The sequence below is a fragment of the Mycobacterium sp. TY815 genome (genome assembly GCF_030755135.1).
Classification (GTDB): Bacteria; Actinomycetota; Actinomycetes; order Mycobacteriales; family Mycobacteriaceae; genus Mycobacterium.
The window spans coordinates 937341-963055 of the sequence record NZ_JAUFRX010000001.1 but is presented as its reverse complement, the minus strand read 5'-3'; the positions used below and the strand labels follow the sequence as shown (position 1 = coordinate 963055).

The 25715-nt window shown below is 70.4% G+C and carries 9 protein-coding genes and 1 pseudogene; 8 read left to right on the top strand and 2 right to left on the bottom strand.

Annotated features, from left to right (window positions below):
* The first annotated feature begins 400 nt into the window (after positions 1-400).
* The 5 genes and pseudogenes from QXK92_RS04070 (at position 401) to QXK92_RS04050 (ending at position 21761) form a co-directional block, all read left to right on the top strand.
* Positions 401-6473: pseudogene (locus tag QXK92_RS04070) on the top strand (PE family protein).
* Between the two features lie 449 nt (positions 6474-6922).
* The gene (locus QXK92_RS04065) at positions 6923-9517 is read left to right on the top strand and encodes a PE family protein (protein ID WP_306240386.1); all 2595 of its coding nucleotides are present in this window, start codon (positions 6923-6925) and stop codon (positions 9515-9517) included.
* Positions 9518-10004: 487 nt separating this feature from the next.
* Positions 10005-15524 carry a PE family protein gene (locus tag QXK92_RS04060; protein ID WP_306240385.1) on the top strand — a complete coding sequence of 1840 codons (5520 nt, stop codon included), beginning with the start codon at positions 10005-10007 and terminating at the stop codon, positions 15522-15524.
* A gap of 894 nt (positions 15525-16418) precedes the next feature.
* Positions 16419-20309: a PE family protein gene (locus QXK92_RS04055; protein ID WP_371934535.1), complete on the top strand. Its 3891-nt coding sequence runs from the start codon at positions 16419-16421 to the stop codon at positions 20307-20309.
* Between the two features lie 168 nt (positions 20310-20477).
* Positions 20478-21761 carry a competence/damage-inducible protein A gene (locus tag QXK92_RS04050; protein ID WP_306240383.1) on the top strand — a complete coding sequence of 428 codons (1284 nt, stop codon included), beginning with the start codon at positions 20478-20480 and terminating at the stop codon, positions 21759-21761.
* Here the strand turns inward: QXK92_RS04050 and QXK92_RS04045 are convergent.
* Positions 21751-23010 carry a sialate:H+ symport family MFS transporter gene (locus QXK92_RS04045; protein ID WP_306240381.1) on the bottom strand — a complete coding sequence of 420 codons (1260 nt, stop codon included), beginning with the start codon at positions 23008-23010 and terminating at the stop codon, positions 21751-21753. The genes QXK92_RS04050 and QXK92_RS04045 overlap by 11 nt on opposite strands.
* A 67-nt stretch (positions 23011-23077) precedes the next feature.
* On the opposite strand from QXK92_RS04045, the gene QXK92_RS04040 reads away from it, so the two are divergent.
* The 3 genes from QXK92_RS04040 (at position 23078) to QXK92_RS04030 (ending at position 25218) form a co-directional block, all read left to right on the top strand.
* Positions 23078-24145, top strand: a complete 1068-nt coding sequence (locus tag QXK92_RS04040) for an amidohydrolase family protein (RefSeq protein WP_306240379.1) — start codon at positions 23078-23080, stop codon at positions 24143-24145.
* 44 nt (positions 24146-24189) lie between these two features.
* Positions 24190-24588 carry a phage holin family protein gene (locus QXK92_RS04035; RefSeq protein WP_306240378.1) on the top strand — a complete coding sequence of 133 codons (399 nt, stop codon included), beginning with the start codon at positions 24190-24192 and terminating at the stop codon, positions 24586-24588.
* Between the two features lie 207 nt (positions 24589-24795).
* Positions 24796-25218, top strand: coding sequence for an anti-sigma factor antagonist (locus tag QXK92_RS04030; RefSeq protein WP_306240377.1), 423 nt, complete (start codon positions 24796-24798; stop codon positions 25216-25218).
* A gap of 1 nt (position 25219) precedes the next feature.
* Here QXK92_RS04030 and QXK92_RS04025 read toward each other — a convergent pair whose 3' ends face one another.
* Positions 25220-25711 carry a hypothetical protein gene (locus QXK92_RS04025; RefSeq protein WP_306240376.1) on the bottom strand — a complete coding sequence of 164 codons (492 nt, stop codon included), beginning with the start codon at positions 25709-25711 and terminating at the stop codon, positions 25220-25222.
* Positions 25712-25715: the final 4 nt, after the last annotated feature.

Sequence of the window (25715 nt, the reverse complement as noted above, 5' to 3'; positions counted from 1 at the left end):
ACGAATTTATGAATTCATCTGACGCGTGGCAATTTACCGGCGTTGCCAAAAATTCTGCTGGCGCTCAGGCTTTTAGAACGCGGTTCTGAATCGGCTGCGGATTCCGATGCGCCTCTCGAATATCGCCGTCAGGGGATCCCAGGCCCAGCGCATCATGTGAACCCGACTCGGCAAATACCCTGCCCTACAACAGCTTTGAGATACTGTCGCGATACGGTCGATATTGCATCTGGTCGCGGCGATACCCACGAATCGCCAGTGCTCAGGCTTCGCACTATCCGGGATGTCGCCTTGCTCGCTGACGCAGCCGAACTTTACCTGAATGTACCGCGTTTTCGGCTTGTACGCGTGATACTAATGGCTACCTTCCTTTCCCTAGGTATCCGTTGGGAGTCCCCTGATGTCGTTTGTGATTGCAGCACCAGAATTGTTGGCAGCGGCGGCATCGCAGGCGGCGGGAATCGGTTCCTCGGTGACCGCGGCCAATGCCGCGGCGGCGGCGTCGACGACCGGAGTGCTGGCTGCGGCCGGGGATGAAGTGTCGGCGGCGATCGCGGCACTCTTCACTCGTCACGGTGCGGACTATCAGGCGCTCAGTGCCCGCGCGACCGCATTTCAATTGCAGTTCGTCCAGGCGTTGAACAACGCCGGGACTTCGTACTCCGCAGCGGAGGCCGCGAGCACATCCCCCCCTCGGATTCATCGAAGACGCCGTGCTCGGCGTGATCAACGCGCCCACCAATCTGCTGTTGGGGCGTCCGCTGATCGGTGACGGCACCAACGGCGCACCAGGGACGGGCCAAAACGGCGGTGGCGGCGGCATCCTGTGGGGCAACGGCGGGGCCGGCGGCTCCGGCGCGCCCGGTGGGGCGGGCGGGGCTGGGGGTGCCGCGGGCCTGTTCGGCAATGGCGGAGTCGGTGGCGCGGGCGGTGTCGGCGGCGGATCCGGCGGTGCGGGCGGCACCGGCGGCTGGCTGTGGGGCAACGGCGGGGCCGGCGGATCCGGCGGCGTTGGCGCCATCGGAGGCAGTGGCGGCACCGGTGGTCTGGGCGGCAGCGCACTGCTGTTCGGCAGCGGCGGGGCCGGCTGCACCGGCGGGTCCGGCGGGGCGGGCGCTGTTGGCAGCGCGGGCTCGGCAGGCACGCCATTGCTCGCGGCCGGTACTGGCGGTGCGGGCGGTGACGGCGGCAATGCCGGCATGGGGGGGACCGGCGGCAACGGCGGACTGCTGTACGGCTCGGGCGGAGCCGGTGGGCAAGGCGGTGTCGGCGGTGCCGGTGGCGTAGGTGGAGTTGGTGGCGCCGGCTTTGACGCCACCACGGTTGGCGGCACGGGCGGCAATGGTGGGAACAGCGGCACGGGCGGCGACGCTGGCAACGGCGGAATGGGTGGCGCCGGTGGGCGCGGATCGGCGCTATTCGGCGCCGCGGGTGCTTTCGGTGATGGCGGGGCCGGTGGTGTCGGCGGGAATGCCGGAGCACCCGGAAATGGCGGCACGGGCGGCGTCGGCGACGCCAGCACCGTCGGGGGCAACGGCGGAAACGGCGGCGACCCGGGCAACTTCGGCGTCGGCGGCAGCGGCGGCGCCGCGGGCGGCCCCGGCGCCAGCTCCGGTGCAACCGGAATCGCGGGCTCCATCATTGCCGGCAACGGCGGCAACGGGGGCACAGGCGGTCACGGTTACGACGCCTCCAGCGCGGTATCGGGCACTCCCGGCGGCAAAGGCGGAGTAGGTGGCAACGGCGGCAGTTATGGCAACGGCGGTTCCGGCGGCGCTGGGGGGAACTCCGCGCTGGGCGCCGGTGCCGGGGGTGCGGGTGGCGCCGGCGGAAAGAGCGGCCTGATCGCCGGTAAGGGCGGGACCGGCGGCGACGGCGGAAGCGCCCTGGGCACCGGCGCGGGCGGTAACGGCGGCGCCGGTGGGGCGGGGCAGAACGAAGGACCCGGCAATGCCGTCGCCGGCGCGGGCGGCAAGGGCGGCGACTCCGGCATCGGTCGCGGCGGCAACGGCGGCGCCGGTGGTGCTGCGACCAACGCTGGGACTGGGGATGCGATCGGCGGGGACGGTGGGCTTGGTGGCGTCGGACCCACGGGCGGTGGCGACGGTGGCGCCGGTGGAGCGGCGGTCAACAACGGCACGGGCGGCGCCACGGGCGGTGCCGGAGCCGCCGGCGCCAGCGGCGGCAACTCGGGTACCGGGGGAAATGGTGGCGAAGGCGGAGGCGTCAACGTCTACAACGCGGCCGCTTCGGGTATGGCTACCGGCGGTCGTGGCGGCGAAGGGGGCAGTGGCGGCGCGGGAGGCGGCGCGGGCGGGGCCGGTGGAGGGGTGGACACCAACTTTGGCTTCGGCGCTTCAATCGGCGGCGATGCAGGTGCTGGAGGCAGCGGAAGCATTGGCGGCGACGGCGGCAAGGGCGGGTCAGCGTCGAGCAATGGCACCGGCAACGTCACGGCTGGTAATGGCGGTGCTGGCGGAATTGGTACCAGCGGAGCTGGAGGCGTGGGTGGTGCAGGAGGCAGTGCGGCAATCAGCAATACCGCTTCCTCCGCCTCCGCCGCCGCAGGTAATGGCGGAACTGGCGGCGCCGGCATTTCGATCGGCGGGGCCGGGGGCAACGGAGGCGCAGCTTCTCAGAACGGCACAGGCACTATCGCCGCGGGTAACGGGGGTGGGGGTGGAGGTGCGCCGACTGGTGCCGGCGGCGCGGGCGGTGCAGGCGGTAGCGCGACCATTACCAACGCTAGCTCGACCGTCGACGCGACGGGCGGCGCGGGCGGCAAGGCAGGGTCCACTACCTCGGGTACCGGCGGAGCCGGCGGCGCGGGCGGTGCTGCCAGCCATGCGGGCGCCGGCGACACAGTCGGCGGGGCCGGAGCCGATGGCGCCAGCGGAGCGGCGGGCGGCGGGAAGGGCGGAACCGGGGGAGCCGCCACCAGCTCCGGCACCGGTAACGCCACCGGCGGCAGGGCAGGAGCCGGCGGTAACTCCACCGTCGGTGCTGGCGGTGCCGGCGGTGCCGGCGGCGATGCCAGCATTACCAACGTCAGCTCTACCGCCAAGTCCACAAGCGCCAACGGCGCCGCCGGCGGGCAGGGCGCCAGTGGCGGGGCCGGCGGAGCTGGCGGAACCGCCTTTAGCGCAGGGATCGGTTCCGTTATCGGGGGCGACGGCGGGGCAGGCGGAAGCGGGACCGTCGGCACCGGCGGTAACGGCGGAGCAGGCGGCGTCGCCTTTTTCAATAACACTTCCACCACCGGCACAGCGACCGGCGGGCAAGGCGGCAAAGGCGGTGTCGGGGCCACCGGCGGAAACGGGGGCCTCGGCGGAAGTGTGGGAAGCAACGGGGTAGGTGCCATTGCTGCGGGCTCAGGGGGCGATGGCGGCCTCGGCACCACCGGCGCCGGCGGTAAGGGTGGTGACGGCGGCACCGCAACCCACGGCGGAACGGGATCAGCGATTTCCGGTGACGGCGGTCTCGGCGGAAACGGCGCCACTGTCGGCGGTGCCGGCGGTAGCGGCGGTAACTCCGGCATTGTGAACAGCAAATCCCTCGCCACCGTAATCGCAGGTAAAGGCGGAGCCGGCGGCAACGGTACCACCAGCGGTGGGACCGGCGGCTCAGGCGGAGAAGCCTCGACCACAGGTGCAGGTGGCAACGCCACCTCAGGCAATGGCGGAGTAGGCGGGCAAGCCGCCGACGGCACCGGTGGAACCGGCGGGATCGGCGGCGCCGCAACCCTCCTCAACAGCACCTCGACGGCGGCAGCTAGCGCCGGCGACGGCGGTGCAGGCGGAAAAGGCGTTACCGGCGGCACCGGCGCGATGGGCGGCAACGCCTCGACCCAAGGCCTCGGAAACGTCACCGCAGGTAAAGGGGCCAACGGCGGCGACGCGACGACCGGCGCAGGCGGCGCCGGCGGAAAAGGCGGCGACGCGACGATCACCAACTTCATCTCGTCAGGAAGTTCCACAGCTGGAACCGGAGGCGCCGGCGGTAGCGGCGGTACCACGGGCGGCGACGGCGGCAAGGGCGGGTCAGCGTCGAGCAATGGCACCGGCAACGTCACGGCTGGTAATGGCGGTGCTGGCGGAATTGGTACCAGCGGAGCTGGAGGCGTGGGTGGTGCAGGAGGCAGTGCGGCAATCAGCAATACCGCTTCCTCCGCCTCCGCCGCCGCAGGTAATGGCGGAACTGGCGGCGCCGGCATTTCGATCGGCGGGGCCGGGGGCAACGGAGGCGCAGCTTCTCAGAACGGCACAGGCACTATCGCCGCGGGTAACGGGGGTGGGGGTGGAGGTGCGCCGACTGGTGCCGGCGGCGCGGGCGGTGCAGGCGGTAGCGCGACCATTACCAACGCTAGCTCGACCGTCGACGCGACGGGCGGCGCGGGCGGCAAGGCAGGGTCCACTACCTCGGGTACCGGCGGAGCCGGCGGCGCGGGCGGTGCTGCCAGCCATGCGGGCGCCGGCGACACAGTCGGCGGGGCCGGAGCCGATGGCGCCAGCGGAGCGGCGGGCGGCGGGAAGGGCGGAACCGGGGGAGCCGCCACCAGCTCCGGCACCGGTAACGCCACCGGCGGCAGGGCAGGAGCCGGCGGTAACTCCACCGTCGGTGCTGGCGGTGCCGGCGGTGCCGGCGGCGATGCCAGCATTACCAACGTCAGCTCTACCGCCAAGTCCACAAGCGCCAACGGCGCCGCCGGCGGGCAGGGCGCCAGTGGCGGGGCCGGCGGAGCTGGCGGAACCGCCTTTAGCGCAGGGATCGGTTCCGTTATCGGGGGCGACGGCGGGGCAGGCGGAAGCGGGACCGTCGGCACCGGCGGTAACGGCGGAGCAGGCGGCGTCGCCTTTTTCAATAACACTTCCACCACCGGCACAGCGACCGGCGGGCAAGGCGGCAAAGGCGGTGTCGGGGCCACCGGCGGAAACGGGGGCCTCGGCGGAAGTGTGGGAAGCAACGGGGTAGGTGCCATTGCTGCGGGCTCAGGGGGCGATGGCGGCCTCGGCACCACCGGCGCCGGCGGTAAGGGTGGTGACGGCGGCACCGCAACCCACGGCGGAACGGGATCAGCGATTTCCGGTGACGGCGGTCTCGGCGGAAACGGCGCCACTGTCGGCGGTGCCGGCGGTAGCGGCGGTAACTCCGGCATTGTGAACAGCAAATCCCTCGCCACCGTAATCGCAGGTAAAGGCGGAGCCGGCGGCAACGGTACCACCAGCGGTGGGACCGGCGGCTCAGGCGGAGAAGCCTCGACCACAGGTGCAGGTGGCAACGCCACCTCAGGCAATGGCGGAGTAGGCGGGCAAGCCGCCGACGGCACCGGTGGAACCGGCGGAAAAGGCGGCGACGCGACGATCGCCAACTTCATCTCGTCAGGAAGTTCCACAGCTGGAATCGGAGGCGCCGGCGGTAGCGGCGGTACCACGGGCGGCGACGGCGGCAAGGGCGGATCAGCGTCCAACGCCGGCGCCGGATCAACGACCGGCGGCGCCGGCGGCAATGGAGGCAACGGCACTACCGGCGCCGGCGGCGCGGGTGGAGCCGGAGGAGGGGCAAGCACCACCGGCACGGGATCTGCCACCGGCGGTGGAGGCGGCGAGGGTGGTGGGGGCGTCTCCGGCGGAGCCGCGGGAATAGGCGGCAGCGCCACCATCAACAACGCCCTCGCAACGGGCAACGCCACGGCGGGGGCCGGCGGCGACGGCGGCAACGGCACCACCGGCCTCGGCGGCAAGGGCGGCGCCGGCGGTAGCGCCAGCGCCACCGGCACGGCGTCTGCCACCGGCGGAGCCGGTGGCGCCGGCGGTAACGGCGGCGCGGGCGGGGACGGAGGAAAGGGTGGCAACTCACTGAACAGCGGAACCGGGAATGTCAGCTCCGGTGCCGGCGGCGCGGGTGGAAACGGCACCACCGGCGCTGGCGGAGACGGCGGCAACGGTGGCCTGGCATCCATCTCCGCTCCGGCATCGAGCGGCTCCGTTAACGCCGGCAATGGTGGCGCCGGCGGCAACGGCGTCAGCGGAGGCAGAGGGGGCGCCGGCGGTTCCGGCGGAACCTCCGGAACGGGCAACGTGACCGGCGGAAGCGGGGGTGCGGGCGGAACCGGCACTACGGGTGCCGGCGGTGCTGGTGGCAGCGGTGCTAATGCAAACATCGCCGGCCCGGGTGGGCTCGGAGTCGCCACCGGCGGTAACGGTGGTGCCGGTGGCAACGGCAGCGCCGGTGGATCGGGTGGCAACGGCGGCACAGGTTCTACTGACGGTGGGGGCACCGGCGTCGGCGGCAAGGGCGGTGACGGCGGCGACAGTTCCGGGACCGGTGTCAACGGCGGCGACGGCGGCACGGGCGGCAATGCCCACGCGGCGACGCTGGGCAACGCCAGCCCTGGGAACGGCGGTTTCGGCGGGTTGGGCGGTCCGGGCGGTGGTTTGCCCGGCGCAGACGGTATCGGAGGATCGATCGTCTGACTGGTCACTTAAGCGGTGAGGAAGCCGCGGGTCCTCTGACCAAATGCCAACAACTGCCACACCCCGCGGCAATCCAGAATGGGGTTCTGCAAGGTAATACATTGTCCGTAAGCATTACTCACGTTTCACATTTCTGTTGCTGCACTTGCGCTCACGCTATGCATACGTGGGCACCATTCACTGCCTGTAATTTCAGCCCTTACTGGCGCACCGACGATGGCATTTGAATTCATTCTTCGGATTGTTTCTGCGATCTCCGCAGCGATCAAGGGGCGGAGAGATCACCGCTCACGTCGGTGCCATCGACTGCGACCACCACTCATCGAATTCCGTTGAAATTCAGATAATTCCGTGCACGACGGTCCAATCGGCTCTTCGGCTCGCCGTATCGCGCCGAAAGACTTACTAATCACGGTCCGCTTCGGAATACTGAAGCGCATCTGCATTTCTTGCCATCACCGCAAAATCCACTAGGCGGAACTGGAAACGCCACCGGCGGTGACGGTGGTATCGGCAACAAAGGATCAGCAACCACTGGAAACGGCGGGGCCGGCGGTGTTGGCGGCGACGCCGAAGTGAGTAAACGCGCCCTCGACCGGCAGTGCCACCGGCGGCAACGGCGGAGCCGGGGCTCCGGGAGGCACGCGTTCCCCGCCGCGCCACCGGCGCCGCCGAAGCCGCTGGTGGTGCTGGCTACCGGCTCGGGCGGGGCCGGCGGCCACGGCGGGGCAGGCGGTGCCGGCGGCACCGGCGGGACCGGCGGCGCCGGCTGGGACGCCACCAACGCCGGCGCCGACGGCGGCAACGGCGGCAACAGTGGCGACGGCGGAGCAGGCGGCACCGGCGGAATGGGCGGGGCCGGCGGACAAGCATTGACGATAACGGGACAAGCGGGCGCCAACGGTGACGGCGGCGCCGGCGGCGCCGGTGGCGACCCGGGGGCGCCTGGCAACGGTGGCTCCGGTGGTGTCGGTAAACCCGCCCTGGTCGGCGGCACCGGCGGCGACGGCGGCGACCCCGGAAACGTCGGCATCGGGGGGGTCGGCGGTGCCGCCGGCGGAGCGGGCGCGACCGACGGTCCGACCGGGCTCAACGGCACCATCACTGCCGGCAACGGAGGCAACGGCGGCGCCGGTGGCCACGGCTACGACGCAACCCTGGCGGCTCCTGGCACATCGGGCGGCAAAGGCGGGACGGGCGGCAACGGCGGCAGTTACGGCAACGGCGGCGCCGGTGGCGCGGGAGGAAGCTCCGCCTTCGGCGGCGGCGCCGGCGGAGATGGCGGAGCCGGAGGCAAGAGCGGATTGATCGCCGGATCCGGAGGCGCCGGCGGAGACGGTGGTAACGCCACCGGCACGGGCGCCGGCGGCACCGGCGGTACTGGAGGAGCAGGCCAGAACGATGGATCCGGCAACGCCATCGCAGGTGCCGGGGGCAAGGGCGGCATCTCAGCCGGCGGCGTTGGTGGCAACGGCGGTGCCGGCGGCGCGGCGGCCTACATCGGTACGGGTTCTGCGATAGCCGGCAGCGGAGGCGCCAGTGGCAGCGGACCCTTGGGCGGCGGGCAGGGGGGAATCGGCGGCCAAGCGACTAACAACGGAACCGGCAGCGCCATTGGCGGTGACGGAGGTGAGGGCGGCGCCGCCGCCATCTCAGGCAAGGGTGGAGCAGGAGGAGCCGGCGGCGCAGCGGCGGTCCAGAATCTGCTGGCTAGCGGTACCTCCACGGGCGGCAAGGGCGGGGCCGGCGGCGCCGGGCCGGCCGGTGGCGGAAACGGCGGGGACGGCGGCAAGGCGCTCAACGCAGGCGATAGCGGGACGTCCAGGGGCGGCGTTGGCGGCGGCGGCGGCAGTGGCGGCAGCACGGGCAACGGTGGTAGCGGCGGTGCCGGCGGTGCTGCGAACGGCGGCAACGACGTCGGGGGCAGCTCGGTGAGCGCAGCTGCCGGCCGAGGCTGGGCCGGCGGTGACGGCGTTACTGGTGGGAACGGGGGACGGGGCGGTGACGCCGTGGGGTACTCATCCAGCGATGCGCAATCGGGCGCCGGCGGGGTCGGTGGCAATGGCCTCGCAGGTGGCGGCAATGGCGGCAACGGCGGCGACGCGGTCAACAGCGGAATCGGCGGCGTCTTCACCGGCACCGGCGGGGACGGCGGTAACGCGACTTCCACCGGCACAGGGGGCCGGGGAGGAAACGGCGGCAACGGGAGCACAACGAACCCTGTTGGTACCGGCGGCGCAGTCGGCGGCCACGGCGGGGCGGGCGGATCGGGAGTTGATGGTGGTGGGAACGGCGGGGCCGGGGGCAACGTGGATCAAAACGGGGCAACCGGGAATGCGCTCGGCGGGTCCGGCGGGTTGGGGGGCAGCGGCGGCACGACGGGCAAAGGCGGCAATGGCGGCCCGGGCGGGACCGCAAGTGTCAATGCCAAAGACCCGACCACAAACGCATCCGGCAACGCCGTCGGGGGCAAGGGCGGAGCTGGCGGCGCAGGAACCGCAGGCGGGGCCGGGGCAATCGGCGGTGACGCGGTCGTGGCCCCCGGCGGCAGCGGCAACGCGTTCTCAGGTGACGGCGGCGCCGGCGGCGATGGCCTCGGGGCAGGTGGCGAGGGCGGTAGCGGCGGTACTGCCACCAATCAAGAAACCGGCGCGGCCACGGCCGGCAACGGTGGCACGGGCGGAAAGGGAGGTATCGCCGGCGGGCTCGGCGGTAATGGCGGCAAAGCGGTTATCGACAACGCAGTGTCCACGAATACTGCGACCGCCGGCGCCGGCGGCAGGGGCGGCAACGGGGGAACCGGCGGCGATGGCGGCAGCGGAGGGTTGGGGTCCACCCTCGGTTCCGGATCCGGGATCGGCGGTAAGGGCGGCGACGGCGGAAACAGCACCCTTGCGTCGACCAACGGTGGGAGCGGCGGCAATGGCGGCAATGCTCACGCGGGCATTGGTGGTACCCCGGTCGTCGGCAGCGGCGGCGTCGGCGGCGCCGGCGGGACCGGGGGCAGCAAGGGCGCAGACGGCAAGAGCGGTGTAGTCGTCTAGACCCTGTGCCGCCAACCTCGCCTTTCGCCGGGCGGGATGCCACCCTGGACCGCGGGATTTCCTCGCGAAAGCGGGTGTTGTTGATCCAAGCACCCAGTTGGGCTCCGCTCCATCCCGCGCCCCGTTAAAAAGCGGCGCAGCCCCGACTCGTCGTCGACTTATTCCTCTCACTTCGCCCTTTCGTCGCAATAATAAATTCATTCCGAAGACGGACTGGGGCTTATAATCGGGTCGCACCCTGGACCGGCCGGAAATCACCCCAATAGCGACCCATCAAATGAAACCGCGCGGACACGCGTTCGCCGAACTTCGTTCTAGAACAACGCTTTTGGATCACCTCACTGCCCTGCCACCAGATTTGAATGATTCAAGTAATGAACGATTTAACTAATGGCATAAAAGCTTAGTAACGGCCGCCCGTTCGTGGTACTGATGAACGACAGAATTACTTGCCTTCGTCAGGCACGATCAGGCGGGAGCGACCAAGATGTCGTACGTCTTTGCAACTCCGGACTTTCTCGCAGCGGCCGCCGCGGATGTCGCCAGTATCGGCTCGTCATTGCGCGCGGCGAATTTCGCCGCCGCCATACCGACAACTGAGGTGCTCGCTGCCGCCGGTGACGAGATTTCGGCGGCCATCGCAGCACTTTTCAACAGCCACGGCGCCGGCTACCAAGCCATCGAAAGCCAGGCAGCGGTATTCCACTCACACTTCATGCAGGCGCTCGCCAGCGCCGGCGACTCCTACGCCCTCGCCGAGACCGCCAACGTGTCGCCGCTGCAAGTGCTGGAAGGGCAGATACTCGGAGCGATCAACGCCCCCACCAATCTGCTACTGGGTCGTCCGTTGATCGGCAACGGCACAGACGGGGCGCCCGGTACAGGGCAGAACGGAGGTGCCGGCGGCATCCTGTGGGGCAATGGCGGTAGCGGCGGTTCAGGCGCCGCGGGCGGGGCCGGGGGCGCCGGGGGCGCGGCCGGTCTGATCGGCAGTGGTGGCGTCGGCGGTGCCGGAGGCGCCGGTGGCGGTATCGGCGGCGCCGGCGGCACCGGCGGCTGGTTGTGGGGCAACGGCGGGGCCGGCGGGGCCGGCGGTATCGGCGGCGCGACCGTCAATGGCGGAGTGGGTGGTGTGGGCGGCAATGCCCTGTTGTTCGGCAACGGTGGAGCCGGTGGGCTTGGCGGTGCCGGCGCGGCTGGGGCCACGGGCACCCCGGGTGATCCCGGCACTGCGAGCGCGACCGGCGGCGTCGGAGGTACGGGCGGTACGGGCGGAAACGCCGGGACGGGCGGCGCCGGGGGCAACGGAGGACTGGTCTATGGCACAGGCGGCGCCGGCGGCAGCGGCGGCACCGGCGGGGCCGGCGGCACCGGCGGCCTGGGCGGCGCAGGCTTTAACGCGCTGGGCGCCGGTGTCGATGGCGGTGACGGCGGCAACGGCGGCTCCGGCGGTACCGGCGGTAACGGCGGCACGGGTGGCGTCGGCGGGCGCGGCTCCATCCTGTTCGGCGCCGCGGGCGCCAACGGCAACGGCGGCATAGGTGGCGCCGGCGGTAACGCGGGCAATGCCGGAGACGGCGGCATCGGCGGCGCCGGCGACGCCCTCATCACCCAGGGCGGCGCGGGCGGAAATGGTGGCAATCCCGGCGCCGTCGGCCTTGGCGGCAACGGCGGCGGTGCCGGTGGACCCGGCGGCAGCGCGGGCGCGAGCGGCGCCGCAGGCACGATCACGGGTATCAGCGGCAACGGTGGCGCTGGTGGCCGCGGTTACGACGCCGCCAGCGACGCGGGGGCGGTGCCCGGCACCTCCGGCGGCAAAGGCGGAAACGGAGGCGCCGGCGGCTTGTACGGAGCTGGCGGCGCCGGCGGCGCCGGCGGCAATGCCACGCTGGCCGGAGGCACCGGGGGCGACGGCGGCTGGGGCGGGGCCAGCGGCCCAACGGGTGGTACCGGCGGGGCGGGTGGGGCCGGCGGTGACGGTGCCGGCACCGGCGCAGGCGGCAACGGCGGCATCGGGGGGACGGGCTTCAATAACGGAGCCGGAAACGCTGTCGGCGGCGCCGGCGGTGCCGGCGGCGATGGCAACCGCGGCGGAAACGGCGGCTCCGGAGGCAACGCATTCAGCAGTGGAGCCGGCGATGCCTTCGGCGGCGCCGGAGCGGCGGGCGGCGCGGGCCCAACTGGTGGTGGTGACGGCGGTTTCGGGGGCGCCGGGTTCAACAGCGGAACGGGTAACGCGACTGGCGGCGCCGGGGCAGACGGGACCAGTGGCGGCAACACCGGCACCGGCGGCCGAGGTGGCAGCGGCGGCGATGCGGTCATCACCACCGCAACCTCAACGGCGACCGCCACCGGAGGCACCGCCGGAGCGGGCGCCGACGGCACCACCGGCGGCTTCGGCGGTAATGGTGGATCGGCATTTACCAGCGGGACCGGCAAGGTCAACCCAGCCGCTGGCGGAGCGGGCGGTGAAGGCAGCGTCGGATCAGGTGGCAACGGCGGATCCGGTGGTACCGCGTCGATTTCCAATGCGGGATCGACGGTCAACGCAACCGGGGCTGCTGGCGGCGCCGGCGGCGATGGCGCCACCTTCGGTGGCGGTGGTGGTACGGGCGGCACGGCATCGACTGCCGGCCTGGGCAGTGTCACGTCCGGAACCGGCGGCAAGGGCGGGAACGGCGCCGCCTTTAACGGCGGCTCCGGCGGGTCCGGCGGGAACGCGAACATCAGCAACAGCAAGTCCACGGCGACCGCCACTGCAGCCAACGGTGGCGACGGCGGCACCGGAACCACCGGCGGCTTCGGCGGCGCCGGGGGTTCGGCGTCGACCTCCGGAACTGGAATCGTGACCGCCGGAACCGGTGGCGCCGGTGGCACCGGCACCACCGGAGGCGGGGGAATTGGCGGATTCGGCGGCAGTGCGGTCATCAACAACACCGCTTCCGACGTCAGCCCGGTCGGCGGGCGCGGCGGCGCCGGCGGCGCCGGCGTCGACAACACCGCCCTCGGCCGCGGCGGCGGCGGCGGGAGCGCGCAAACCAACAGCGGTAACGCGACCACCGTGGCGCTCGGGGGCGCGGGTGGCGTCGGTGGCGACGCGAGCACGGGCACCGGCGGAACCGGCGGGACAGGCGGAGTCGGGACGCACAGCAATGCCGGCGTCGGAGCAGGAGGTGACGGTGGTGCCGGCGGCAAGGGTCCCACGCGCGGAGGGGCAGGCGGCAACGGGGGACTCGGGCGTAACAGCGGCACCGGCAACGCCCTTGGCGGTACCGGAGCCGCCGGCACGAGTGGTGGTCTTACCGGTGGCGGCGGTGCCGGCGGCGGCGGAGGGGCCGCCGAAGTCGCCATCGACATTTCATCGGGGATTGCGACCGGCGGCAAAGGCGGCGCAGGCGCCGATGGCGTCTTTGGCGGCAACGGCGGTGTTGGCGGATCGGCGACCAACTTTGGAACGGGAGCAGCAATTGGCGGCGCTGCCGGCGCCGGAGGCGACGGGACGACCGGCTCGGGAGGGTCCGGCGGCAGCGGCGGATCCGCCACCATCTCCAACAGCGCATCCACCGCAACCGCGACCGGCGCCGATGGCGCCGCCGGCGGTGACGGTGCCACTGGCGGCAACGGCGGGTTCGGCGGATCGGCCACCACCACCGGGACGGGCAATGTCACCCCGGGCAACGGGGGCGCAGGAGGCATCGGAAACACCGGCGGGGGCGGCAGCGGAGGTTTTGGCGGCACCGCAGCCGTGAACAATGCCGCGTCGACGGTCAGTCCTGTCGGCGGTACTGGTGGTAACGGCGGGGCCGGGGTAGACAACCAGTTCCTGGGGCGAGGCGGCACCGGTGGGGGTGCGAACACCAACAGCAGCAACTCGTCGACGACGGCCACGGGCGGCACGGGTGGGCTTGGCGGTGAGGCCAGCACCGGTACCGGTGGAACAGGTGGCTCCGGTGGTAGCGGCACGCACAGTGGGACCGGCACCGCCGTGGGCGGCGTCGCCGGTGTTGGTGGCAAGGGCTTAGCGGGCGGCGGGGCCGGAGGCGACGGCGGGAACGCCTTCAACAATGGAACCGGTGACGCCATCGCCGGCGCCGGCGCCGGCGGTACCAATGGCGGTGCCACGGGCAGAGGCGGCGCGGGAGGCGCCGGTGGCTTGGCGCAGGTCGGAAATCCCGACTCCTCGGGTATCGCGGTGGGCGGTCAGGGTGGGGCCGGCGCCGATGGCACGGCCGGCGGAAACGGTGGTTCAGGCGGCCGGGCCATCAACTTGGGATTGGGAGCGGTCACCCCCGGCACGGGTGGCGCAGGCGGCAACGGGACCACAGGTGCCGCCGGCATCGGTGGCACCGGCGGCGATGCGCAAATTTTCAAGTCCACGTCTACCGCAACAGCCAGGGGCGGTGAGGGTGGAGCCGGCGGCAGCACCAGCACCGGCTCGGGCGGCGCCGGTGGGACCGGCGGCTTCGGCTTCCACGCCGGGGTCGGTGATGCACGCGGCGGCACCGGTGGTGCCGGTGGGACTGGTACCGCCGGTGGTGGTCGCGGTGGCGACGGCGGCGGCGCCTCAAATACTGGAACGGGCAACGCAATCGGCGGTGATGGTGCCAACGGCACCTCGTCGGGGGCGATCGGCGGGGCCGGCGGCAACGGTGGCACCGCAACCGTTTCGTCGCCGTCATCATCCGGTGTGGCTACCGGCGGCAAGGGTGGTGCCGGTGCCGATGGACCTACTGGCGGGGCCGGCGGCTTCGGTGGGTCGGCTACCAACGCCGGCTCAGGCACTGCTGTGTCAGGCGCCGGCGGCAAGGGAGGCGAGGGCTTTGCCGGCGCGGGCGGTAGTGGTGGCGGTGGCGGCACCGCGACCATCAACAATCAGACGTCCACGGCGGGCGCTGTCGGAGGCATCGGCGGAGCTGGCGGCGCCGGCCAATCCGTGGGCGGCAACGGCGGCTTCGGAGGATCAGCCACCACTAACGGGCTAGGCAGCGTCAATCCCGGCACCGGCGGTGCGGGCGGCTTTGGTAAGGGCGCCGCGGCGGGCGGCGGAAACGGTGGTCGAGGCGGTGACGCATTCATCAGCAACATCGGCTCGTCCGCAAGCGCCAAGGGTGGTACTGGCGGCGCCGGCGGCGCCGGCGCCAACAACGGCACCTTGTTCGGCCAGGGCGGCGCTGGCGGCTCCGCCCAGATCAACAGCAAGAGCCCGACCACCACGGCCACAGGAGGCACGGGAGGAACCGGTGGCACGGCGTTCAACGGCGTAGGCGGGACCGGCGGCACAGGCGGATTCGCGGTGCACTCCGGTGCGGGCGTGGCTGTCGGCGGCAATGGCGCCACCGGTGGGTCAGGGTCGACTTTCGGTGGAACGGGCGGCAGCGGAGGTCTCGCAACCAACAGCGGAACCGGCAACGCCATCGGAGGCAACGGCGCGGTTGGAGGATCCAGCGGAGCTTTGGTCGACGGCGGCACCGGCGGTCGCGGCGGCGACGCGCGTGTTACCTCCTCCAACTCCGCGGGCAGCGCCACCGGGGGCGCCGGTGGGGCAGGTGCCGCCGGCATCGGCGCGGGCGGCGGTACCGGGGGCGCAGGCGGGGACGCGCAGAATGACGGCTTGGGCACGGCGACCGGCGGCAAAGGCGGACAAGGCGGGCTAGGCGGTGACGGCGGTGACGGTGGGGACGGCGGGGCCGGCGGAACCGGGCGAATCACCCGTATCACCTCAGCGGCGAACGCGACCGGCGGCGCCGGGGGGAATGGCGCTACCGGCGGCACGGGCGGAACTGGCGGTAAAGGTGGTTTGGGGTGGACCGACGGAACCGCTTTCGGCATCGGTGGCGGAGGCGGCGTCGGCGGCAATAGCACGAGCGCCAGCTTCGGCGGTAGCGGCGGCGACGGCGGCGATGCCCACGCCGCCACGGTCGGCAATGCGATCGTCGGGTCAGGTGGCAAGGGAGGTTCCGGCGCGTTCTTCCCAGGCTTCTCGGGCGCCAAGGGCAACATCGTCTGACGCGTCACTCCGAGGTTCTGACCGGACGGGTCCACAACGGCCCGTGGCTCCCCAGCTGCCGGAGCCGATGGCAGACGACACGACCGTCAAGCACCTCGGTTGAGTTAGCCGCCGTGCTCATTAACGGTTGGTTGTCATTTCCACAACACGAACTCTGCGGAATGGTCCTCCGCGCTTGCAGGTTAAATGACGAAGACGGCTCTGTGCCGTTCTCTCGGAAAGCGCGGGACGAACGGTAATGAGTGGTGCCTCGAGCAGCCCTGCGGACCTATTTGGAGAGTCCTATGAGTACGATTTGTGAATTTTGTGCGCCCCCTGACTCGATACGTCATAAGATGTCTCACTTCGTTGCGGGATACGAATTCATATCGATCCTTTTTGTGCTTGACCCTGTTGCGTCACGGTCATTGAGATGACGGAAAATTTTTCACGGCCGTAGCGACCGACTGGGATCCCGGCACCACAATTGGCAGCACCGCGAGGTCACCCAAAGGCAGCGGTCGACACCTTGCCAGCCTTCACTTTTGTGGCTGTCGCACAGGAGATCTCGCCATCCAGCGAATCGTCAGTTCTGCCGTTGCACTGCGACAAGCAGACCCGTCCGGCAGGCGGTCCAGAACCTCAAGACTGAAATCTAAGCAATGAAATTGATGCGTTGCGCGGTTGCCAGCCGAGGGAATCCAGAAGGTTTTTGTCCACCCCAAACAACCTACGCCATCCGAGCTCAGAGACCGTTTTACTCATCCCGACAACCTAGGCGTAATGAATTCATCATAGATCGAGAGCCGATGCGGATCAGGAAGCTTGCATTAGCCTTTCCACCTCAACAAATCCGTCATACACTCCTTCCACCGTTGAGGCGCTGTGGCCGACCCGGATGCATTGGAGGTAGCGATGTCCTATGTGCTGGCAATTCCGGAGATGCTGTCGGCGGCCGCAGCGGAAGTGGCGGGCATCGGTTCGTCGCTGAGCGCGGCCCAGATATTAGCTGCGGGTCCGACCACCGGGATGCTGGCCGCTGCGGGCGATGAGGTGTCGGCGGGGATCGCGGCTCTGTTTTCTGACCACGCCCGTCAGTACCAGGCGGTCAGTGCGCGAGCGGCGGCTTTCGAGGCGCAGTTCATCCAGGCATTAAACGCCGCCGGGGGCTCTTACGCACTTGCCGACGCGACGGCCGCCACGCCGTTGCAGACCCTGCAAGAGGCCGTCCTGGGCGTCATTAATGCGCCCACCAACGCATTGCTGGGGCGTCCGCTGATCGGGAACGGCACCGATGGCGCGCCGGGAACCGGGGCTGCCGGCGGGGCGGGCGGGATCCTGTGGGGTAACGGCGGCAACGGCGGATCGGGCGCACCCGGCGGATCGGGTGGGGCCGGTGGCGCGGCGGGCCTGCTCGGCGCTGGCGGTGCTGGCGGCGCCGGCGGGACCGGTGGCGGCAACGGTGGGGCCGGGGGCTCAGGCGGGTGGTTGTGGGGCAATGGTGGCGCCGGCGGCGCTGGCGGAGTGGGCGGTGCCAGCGTCAACGGCGGCACTGGCGGACTCGGGGGCAGCGCGCTGCTGTTCGGCAATGGTGGGGCTGGCGGAGTCGGCGGGGCCGGCGCTGTGGGGGCCGTGGGCGGCCCCGGCACCCCGGGCACCCTAGCGCTTCCGAACGGCACCAACGGCATCGCCGGCGGCAACGGGGGTAATGCCGGTACCGGCGGGGCCGGCGGCAACGCCGGGCTGCTTTTCGGCGCCGGCGGCGCCGGCGGCGCCGGTGGGGTGGGCGGGGCGGGTGGCGCCGGCGGGTCCGGCGGCGACGGCTGGAACGCCACAACTCTGGGTGCCAACGGCGGCAACGGCGGTGACAGCGGCAACGGCGGCAGCGGCGGTTCCGGCGGGATGGGCGGTGCCGCCGGTAAGGGCTCGTTATTCGGCGCTGCAGGCACGAACGGTGCCGGTGGTGCCGGCGGGGCCGGCGGCGATACCGGGGCGCCCGGTGACGGCGGATCTGGGGGTGATGGCGCGAACGTGGCCACTGCGGGTGGCAGAGGCGGCAACGGGGGCAACGCCGGCGTGGTGGGCGGCGGCGGCACCGGAGGGGCGCCGGGCGGTCCCGGCGCAGTGGCCGGCGCGACCGGTGCGGGCGGAGCCGTCATCGCCGGTGGCGACGGTGGCACGGGAGGCGCCGGCTACGACGAAACCGTCAGCGGCAATGGCGGTCAAGGTGGAGTTGGCGGCGCCGGCGGCACCCACGGCAAAGGCGGCAACGGCGGGCACGGCGGCGATGCCGCCGGTACCGGTAACGGCGGTAACGGCGGGGCCGGCGGTGACGCTGGTTCGATGGCAACGGCAGCTACCGGCGGCAATGGCGGGGACGGCGGCGCCGGAGCTGACACCGGCAGGGGCGGCAACGGCGGCAACGGCGGCAACGCGGTGCAGAACGCAACCGGGACCGCCAACGGCGGCCAGGGCGGCGCCGGTGGCGCTAGCGGCGCCAACGTCGCTCCCAGCAGCATCGGCGGAACCGGCGGCAACGGCGGTCTGGCACAGATCACGAACACCGCCTCTACCGCCACGGCTACGGGCGGGGCCGGCGGCGCGGGCGGGGCCGGCGCCAACAGCGGCGGAAGTGGCGGGACCGGCGGGACCGCATTGACCGTGGGGATCGGAAACGTCACACCCGGTACAGGCGGCGACGGCGGCACCGGTTCCACCGGGAACGGTGGAAACGGGGGCACCGGCGGTAACGCAAACATCTCCAATGCCGCGTCGACCGCGACCGCCAAGGGCGGCGCCGGCGGCAACGGCGGCACCGGCAACAACAACGCAACGCTCGGGGGCCGCGGCGGGAACGGGGGGAACGCGAGTTCCAACAGCACCAGCGCTGCAGCCATCGGCGGCACCGGCGGCACCGGCGGCGACGCCACGACCGGTGTCGGTGGCATCGGTGGTGGCGGCGGTCAGGCAACCCACTCCGGGGCGGGCGACGCGCTTGGCGGGGCTGCCGCGACCGGCGGATCGGGTCCCGGTGGCGGCGGAGCCGGCGGCAGTGGCGGTTTTGCCAACAACACCGGCACCGGCAACGCCGTTGGCGGGGACGGCGCCGATGGCATCGGCGGAGGCCCGACCGGCGTCGGCGGCAACGGCGGCAGCGGCGGTGGCGCGCAGATCAGCAATGCCGCCTCCTCGGGCTCGGCTACCAGCGGCAACGCCGGTAACGGCGGTGATGGAACCACGGGCGGCAGCGGCGGCAGCGGCGGATCGGCCTTCACCGCCGGGCTCGGAAACGTCAATGCCGGCGCTGCCGGGAACGGCGGCACCGGTACCACCGGCAGCGGCGGAAACGGCGGCTCCGGCGGCTCCTCGCAGATCAGCAACGCTGTCTCGACGGTCACAGCCACCGGCGGCAACGGTGGCACCGGCGGAAACGGCGCCACCAACGGCGGAAACGGTGGCATCGGCGGATCGGCATTCACTACTGGGCTCGGAAACGTCAACTCCGGCGCCGGCGGGGCCGGTGGCACCGGTACCACCGGCAGCGGCGGAAACGGCGGCTCCGTCAATAGCGCACAGATCAGCAACGCTGTCTCCACAGCCACGGCCACCGGCGGCAACGCCGGTCACGGGGGAGACGGCGCCACCAACGGCGGAAACGGTGGCAACGGCGGATCGGCATTCACCTCCGGGCTCGGAAACGTCAACTCCGGCGCCGCCGGGAACGGCGGCACCGGCACCACCGGCACCGGCGGGAACGGCGGAAACGGCGGCCCCGCGTCGATCAGCAACGCTGTCTCCACAACCAACGCTGTTAGCAGCAACGGCGGCCGTGGCGGCGACGGGGCCACGGGCGGAAACGGCGGCAACGCCGGGTCGGCGTTTACCTCTGGGCTCGGAAACGTCAATTCCGGGGCCGGCGGGGACGGCGGTACCGGTACCACCGGCAACGGCGGAAACGGTGGCATCGGCGGTAGTGCGTCGATCAGCAACACTGCCTCCACCGCCACGGCTACCGGCGGCACCGGCGGCACCGGTGGCGCCGGCGCCATCAACGGCGGAAACGGCGGCACCGGGGGAACGGGATCTTCCTCTGCCCTCGGCAACGTCAACTCCGGCGCCGGCGGGGCCGGCGGCACCGGTACCACCGGCAACGGCGGAAACGGCGGTATCGGCGGCACCGCGACGATCAGCAACGCTACTTCCACGGCCACGGCTACCAGCGGCAACGGCGGTGACGGCGGAAACGGCGCCGTCGCCGGCGGGACCGGCGGCAACGGCGGTAGTGCAACAATCAGCAACCCTGTCTCCAAAGCCACGGCGATCGGTGGCAGCGGCGGAAACGGCGGAGCCGGCGCCACCACTGGTGGAAACGGCGGAATCGGCGGAGCGGCAACTACCTTCGGGCTCGGAAACGTCACCTCCGGCGCCGGCGGGGCAGGCGGCATCGGTACCACCGGCGGAATCGGCGGCAACGGCGGCAACGGCGGCACCGCGACGATCAGCAACGGTAGCTCCGCGGCCACGGCTACTGGCGGTGACGGCGGTGACGGCGGTGACGGCACCACAGGCGGGACCGGCGGGGTCGGCGGTTTTGGGACCACCACCGGAAGTGGGTTCGGCACCGGTGGTGCTGGCGGCGACGGCGGAGACAGCTCGGGCAACGGGATTAACGGCGGCAACGGCGGTAACGGCGGCAATGCCAGCGCGGGCGGCGGAACTGCGATACCAGGTTTCGGCGGTATCGGCGGCGCCGGCGGCGCCGGCGGCGCCGATGGAACCACGGGCCTGAGCGGCATCGTCGTGTGACGACCAGACTAAGAGAGAAGCCGACCTGGGCACCGCAACGGCCGGATCGACGTCGCGATGAGGTGGTGCTGACGCGGCAGAAACAACCCCGTCGGACACCTCTATCAGGTGCGCTACGGCGATGTGCTGGGTGACATAAGGACCACCCGGGTGCGTAGGCTCGGCACGGTGAGCGCACGCGCAGGAATCGTGGTCACCGGCACCGAGGTTCTGACCGGACGGGTCCAGGACCGCAACGGCCCCTGGCTGGCCGACCGGCTGCTGGAATTGGGCGTCGAGCTCGCCCACATCACCATCTGCGGGGACCGGCCCGCCGACATTGAGGCGCAGCTGCGTTTCCTGGCCGACCAGGGCGTGGACCTGATCATCACCAGCGGCGGACTGGGCCCCACGGCCGACGACATGACCGTCGAGGTGGTGTCCCGCTTCTGCGGCCGCGAGCTCAAACTCGACGAGGCGCTGGAGAACCGGATCGCCGAGATCCTCAAGTCCCTGATGGCGCGCAATCCCGCGTTCGCCGCGCTGATGGAACCGGGGAAGTTCGAATCGGTACGGGCCGCCAACCGCAAGCAGGCGATGGTTCCGGTCGGCTCGCAAATCCTCGACCCGGTGGGCACGGCGCCCGGCGTGGTGGTGCCGGGCAAGCCGACCGTGCTGGTGTTGCCCGGCCCACCACGCGAGCTGCAACCTATGTGGCACAAGGCAATTGAGACCGAAGGCGTGCAGGAAGCCCTGGCCGGGCGCACCGTCTACCGCCAGGACATGGTGCGGATGTTCGGGCTGCCGGAGTCGGGACTCGCCGAGACGTTGCGCGAAGCCGAAACCGCCATCCCAGGATTCGCCGCGCTGGAGATCACCACCTGCCTGCGGCGCGGCGAGCTCGAGATCGTGACGCGCTACGAGCCGGACGCCGCCGACACCTACGCGCAACTCACCAAGTTGCTACGCGACCGGCACGGCGACCAGGTGTTCTCCGAGGACGGTTCGCAGGTCGACGACCTGGTCGCCCAACTGCTCAAGGGCCGCACCATCGCCACCGCGGAATCCTGCACCGCCGGCCTGCTGGCGGCACGGCTGACCGACCGCCCCGGATCCTCGGACTACGTGGCCGGCGGGGTGGTGTCGTACTCCAACGAGGCGAAAGTGGAACTGCTCGGCGTCGACGCAGCACTCATCCAGCAATACGGCGCGGTTTCCGAGCCGGTCGCCGAAGCGATGGCCGCAGGCGCGCTCAAACGGTTCGACGCCGACACCGCGGTCGCCATCACCGGAATCGCCGGCCCCGGCGGTGGAACCGACGAAAAGCCGGTCGGCACAGTGTGTTTCACAGTCGCACTCGCAGACGGTCCGAAACTCACCCGCACCCTGCGGCTGCCCGGAAACCGCTCCGACGTCCGGGAACGCTCGACCACGGTGGCCATGCACCTGCTGCTGAAGCTGCTCAGCTCTTAGCCGGCAGAAACGCGCTCTCCGAGGACCCGAACCGAATTCCGGTGGCGTCCTTGCCGATCAGCGTCAACAACGCCACCATCACCAGCACCGGCACGATCGTTGCGGCCAACGCGAATGGATAACCGTGCGTCTCGGCCAGATGCTCCTGGATCGGCAAGTTGAAAGCCGCCAGCAGGTTGCCGAGCTGATACGTCACCCCGGGGTACAAGCCTCGGATCGCATCTGGTGAGAGCTCGGTCAGGTGCGCCGGGATGCAACCCCAGGCGCCCTGCACAAAGAACTGCATCAGAAACGAGCCCAGGCACAACATCGCCGCGGTCCGGGAATACGCGAAGACCGGCACGATCGGCAGCGCGAGGACGGCACAAAACGCGATGGTGTAGCGGCGGCCGAACCGCTGGGAAAGAGTCCCGAAAATCAAGCCGCCGATGATCGCACCGACGTTGTAGACCACGACAATCCAGCGGGCGGTCGCACTCGACAGCGCCGCGCCGTGATCGGTGGTCGCCTTTAGGAAGGTGGGATAGACGTCCTGGGTGCCGTGACTCATCCAGTTGAATGCGGTCATCAGCAAGACCAGATAGAAGAACCGGCGGATGACCTTAGCCTCGCGCAACACGTCGCGCACCCTTGTCTTGGTCAGCCGCATCTGGTCCTGCGCGGCTTCCCAGACCTCGGATTCCTCCACTCGGTAGCGGATGATCAGGCTGATGAGCGCCGGGATGATGCTCAGCGCGAACAGCCAGCGCCAGGACAGACCCAACCCGTTCATCACCACCAGCGAGGCCACACTGGCCAGCAGGTACCCAAACGAGTAACCCTCCTGCAGCAGACCGGAGAAGAAGCCGCGCCGCTCGGTGGGAACCTTCTCCATGGCCAGCGCCGCGCCCAAACCCCACTCGCCGCCCATGCCGATGCCGTAGAGCAGCCTCAGAATCACCAGCACCGTGAAGTTCGGCGCGAACGCGCACAGGAACCCCACCACCGAGTAGAACAACACGTCGACCAGCAGCGGAAGCCGGCGGCCGACCCGGTCGGCCCATAGCCCGAACAGCAGCGCGCCGACCGGTCGCATGGCCAGCGTGGCCGTCGTGACGAACGCGACTTCGGTCTTGCTGCGATGAAATGTCTCGGCGATGTCTGCGTAGACCAGCACAACGATGAAGAAGTCGAAAGCGTCCATCGTCCAGCCCAGGAAGGCTGCCATGAAGGAGTTGCGCTGGTCGCTGGTCAACCGCTGTCTGGTCACGAGAGCATCGTGGCCTACGTGTCCCGATACCGCGAGTCTGGCGCGCGAGCGAGTATGTTCCGGATACATGCGGATCATCGATGCCGACGGACATGTCGCGGAGAACGCGTCGCTCGCTTTCGAAGCGCTGAAGCGCTGGCCGGATCACGTGCAGTTGAGCAACGATCGGCGGCCGCGGCTGACGATCGAGGGCCGCAACTATCCCGAGGACACCGGCCCGGGCGCGGGCTGTCCGCCCGAGCACGGCATTACCAAGGCGCCCGGCATCAACTGCTCGACCGCAGAGGGGGTGCTCGCCGACGCCGACCGTGACCATCTGGACACGATGGTGCTCTATCCCAGTCTCGGGCTGTGCGTGCCCAGCCTGGAGGATCCCGTATTCGCGGCCGGCTTCGCGCGCCTCTACAACCAGTGGATCGCCGATTTCTGCGAGCCCACGCATGGCAGGCTGCGCGGGGTGGCCGTCGCGCCGATCGAACACGGTGAGGTGGCGATCGACGTCATGACCGAGGCCAAGGAGCTGGGCCTGGTCGCAACCCTTGTTCCGCCCGCGCTGAAGACCCGCAATCTCGATCACCCGGATCTCGACCCCTTCTACGCCGCTGCCGTGAAACTCAATATGCCGCTGGGCATTCACGGCGCGCCCGGCATCCATCTACCGAAGATCGGCGTCGACCGCTTCACCAACTACATCCAGGTGCACTGCGTCAGCTTTCCGTTCGACCAGATGACCGCGATGACGGCGCTGGTGTCCGGCGGTGTCTTTGAACGCCATCCCGACCTGAGGGTCGCATTTCTGGAGTCGGGGGCCGGATGGGTGCCGTTCTTTGTCGACCGGCTGCACGAGCACTACGAGAAGCGCGGTGACTGGATCGAGGGCGGCTGGCGCCGTGATCCGCATGAATACCTGCGTGCCGGCAACGTCTGGGTGACGTGTGAACCGGAGGAGCCGATTCTGCCCGGAGTGATCGACGTGCTGGGCGACGACTTCATCATGTTCGCCAGCGACTACCCGCACTGGGACGGGGAATGGCCGGAGAGCACCAAGCATCTGCGCAACCGGCCTGATATCAGCGAGCAGTCACGCGAAAAGATCGGCGGACTCAACGCCCAACGCTTTTATGGGCTGAATTAAACATCCCGGGTGGCAGGATTGGCGCCGGGTGGCAGGATCAGCACATGGCGGCTTTTCTGATCCGCGCGGCACTGACCGGACTCGCACTCTGGGTCGTCACCCTTTTCGTACCCGGGCTGACCTTCGTCGGCGGCAACAGCACAATCGAGCGCATCGGCATCATCTTTGTCGTCGCAGTGCTTTTCGGCTTGGTCAACGCCATCGTCAAACCGATCGTGCAGATCCTGTCGATCCCGATGTACATCCTCACCCTCGGCCTGTTCCACATCGTCATCAACGCGTTCATGTTGTGGATCACGGCGCAGATCACCAGGGACACCACGCACTGGGGCCTGCAGATCGACCACTTCTGGTGGACCGCGATCTGGGCGGCGATCCTCTTGTCGATCGTTAGCTGGCTGCTGTCGCTACTCACCCGCAGAGCCACCCGGCAACGCCAATAATTCAGCCCGTCAGCCGGGAAAAATCGCGTGGACATCCTATGTTGTCAGGCCCTGTTACACATATGCTGATTAAGCCGTGCTTACGAAGACCGCCCCTCGACGCCCCCGGACATTTACGCTGTCTCTCGGCACGAAATCGAGCAACGTTGTCGTGCCGGAGATCGTCGCTGTACCTATGTGATTCACACGAAGACGGGATACTGCCGAATGAACACTGTCGCGATCGGAGCAACGTCAGGTCCTTCGACTACGCGGCTGAGTTCTCAAATAGCTGACCCGAACAGCGGTTTGCGGGCGGTCACCGAATGCACCGGGTCCGCCGTCGTGGTTCATGTCGGCGGCGACATCGACGCCAGCAACGAAGTCATCTGGCAGCGGCTGGTGAACAGGAGCGCCGCGATCGCGATCGCACCGGGTCCGTTCGTCATCGACATCCGCGAACTGGACTTCCTGGGATCCTGCGCCTACGCGGTGCTCGCCCAGGAATCGGTGCGCTGCCGCCGCCGCGGCGTCAACCTGCGTCTGGTCAACAATCAGCCGATCGTCGCCCGCACCATTGCCGCGTGCGGACTGCGCCGTCTGCTGCCGATGTACACCACGGTCGAGGCGGCGCTGGCGCCACCCGCCTAGATCAGGGCCCGTGCGGCGCGAGTAGGCCGTTGAGGATTCCCAGGCCCGCCTGCACCTGCGGGCCGGGGGTGTTCGGCGGAGGTGCGTCACTGGTGGGCTGCCAGGGCTGGCAACCACTCGTCTTGAAAGTCTTGTCGGTCGGCTCTATCTGCACGATCTGCGGCTTCTTGGACATGGCGTTGTCGATGAGAGCGCCGTCGGGATTGCCCGTCCGCTTCCAGTAGCAGGTGCCGGTGCCCACCGGCCCGGCCGTGCTGTAGGTGCCCGGCGCGATGTCCGTGCCGACGGTGAAGATGCCGTCGTGATCGATCGTCGTCTTGGGCGAGCCCGCCGCGGGTGCGCCCGCCGGAGCCGGTGCCGGCGTCGGGGCTGGGACTGGTTCCGGTGCAGGCGTCGGGTCGGGATCGGCGGCGGAGATACCCGCCGCACTGAACCAGCCGGCTACCAGCAGCGCGGCTACACCAGTGCGGGCGGCGATTTGCTTAGAGCCCATAAGT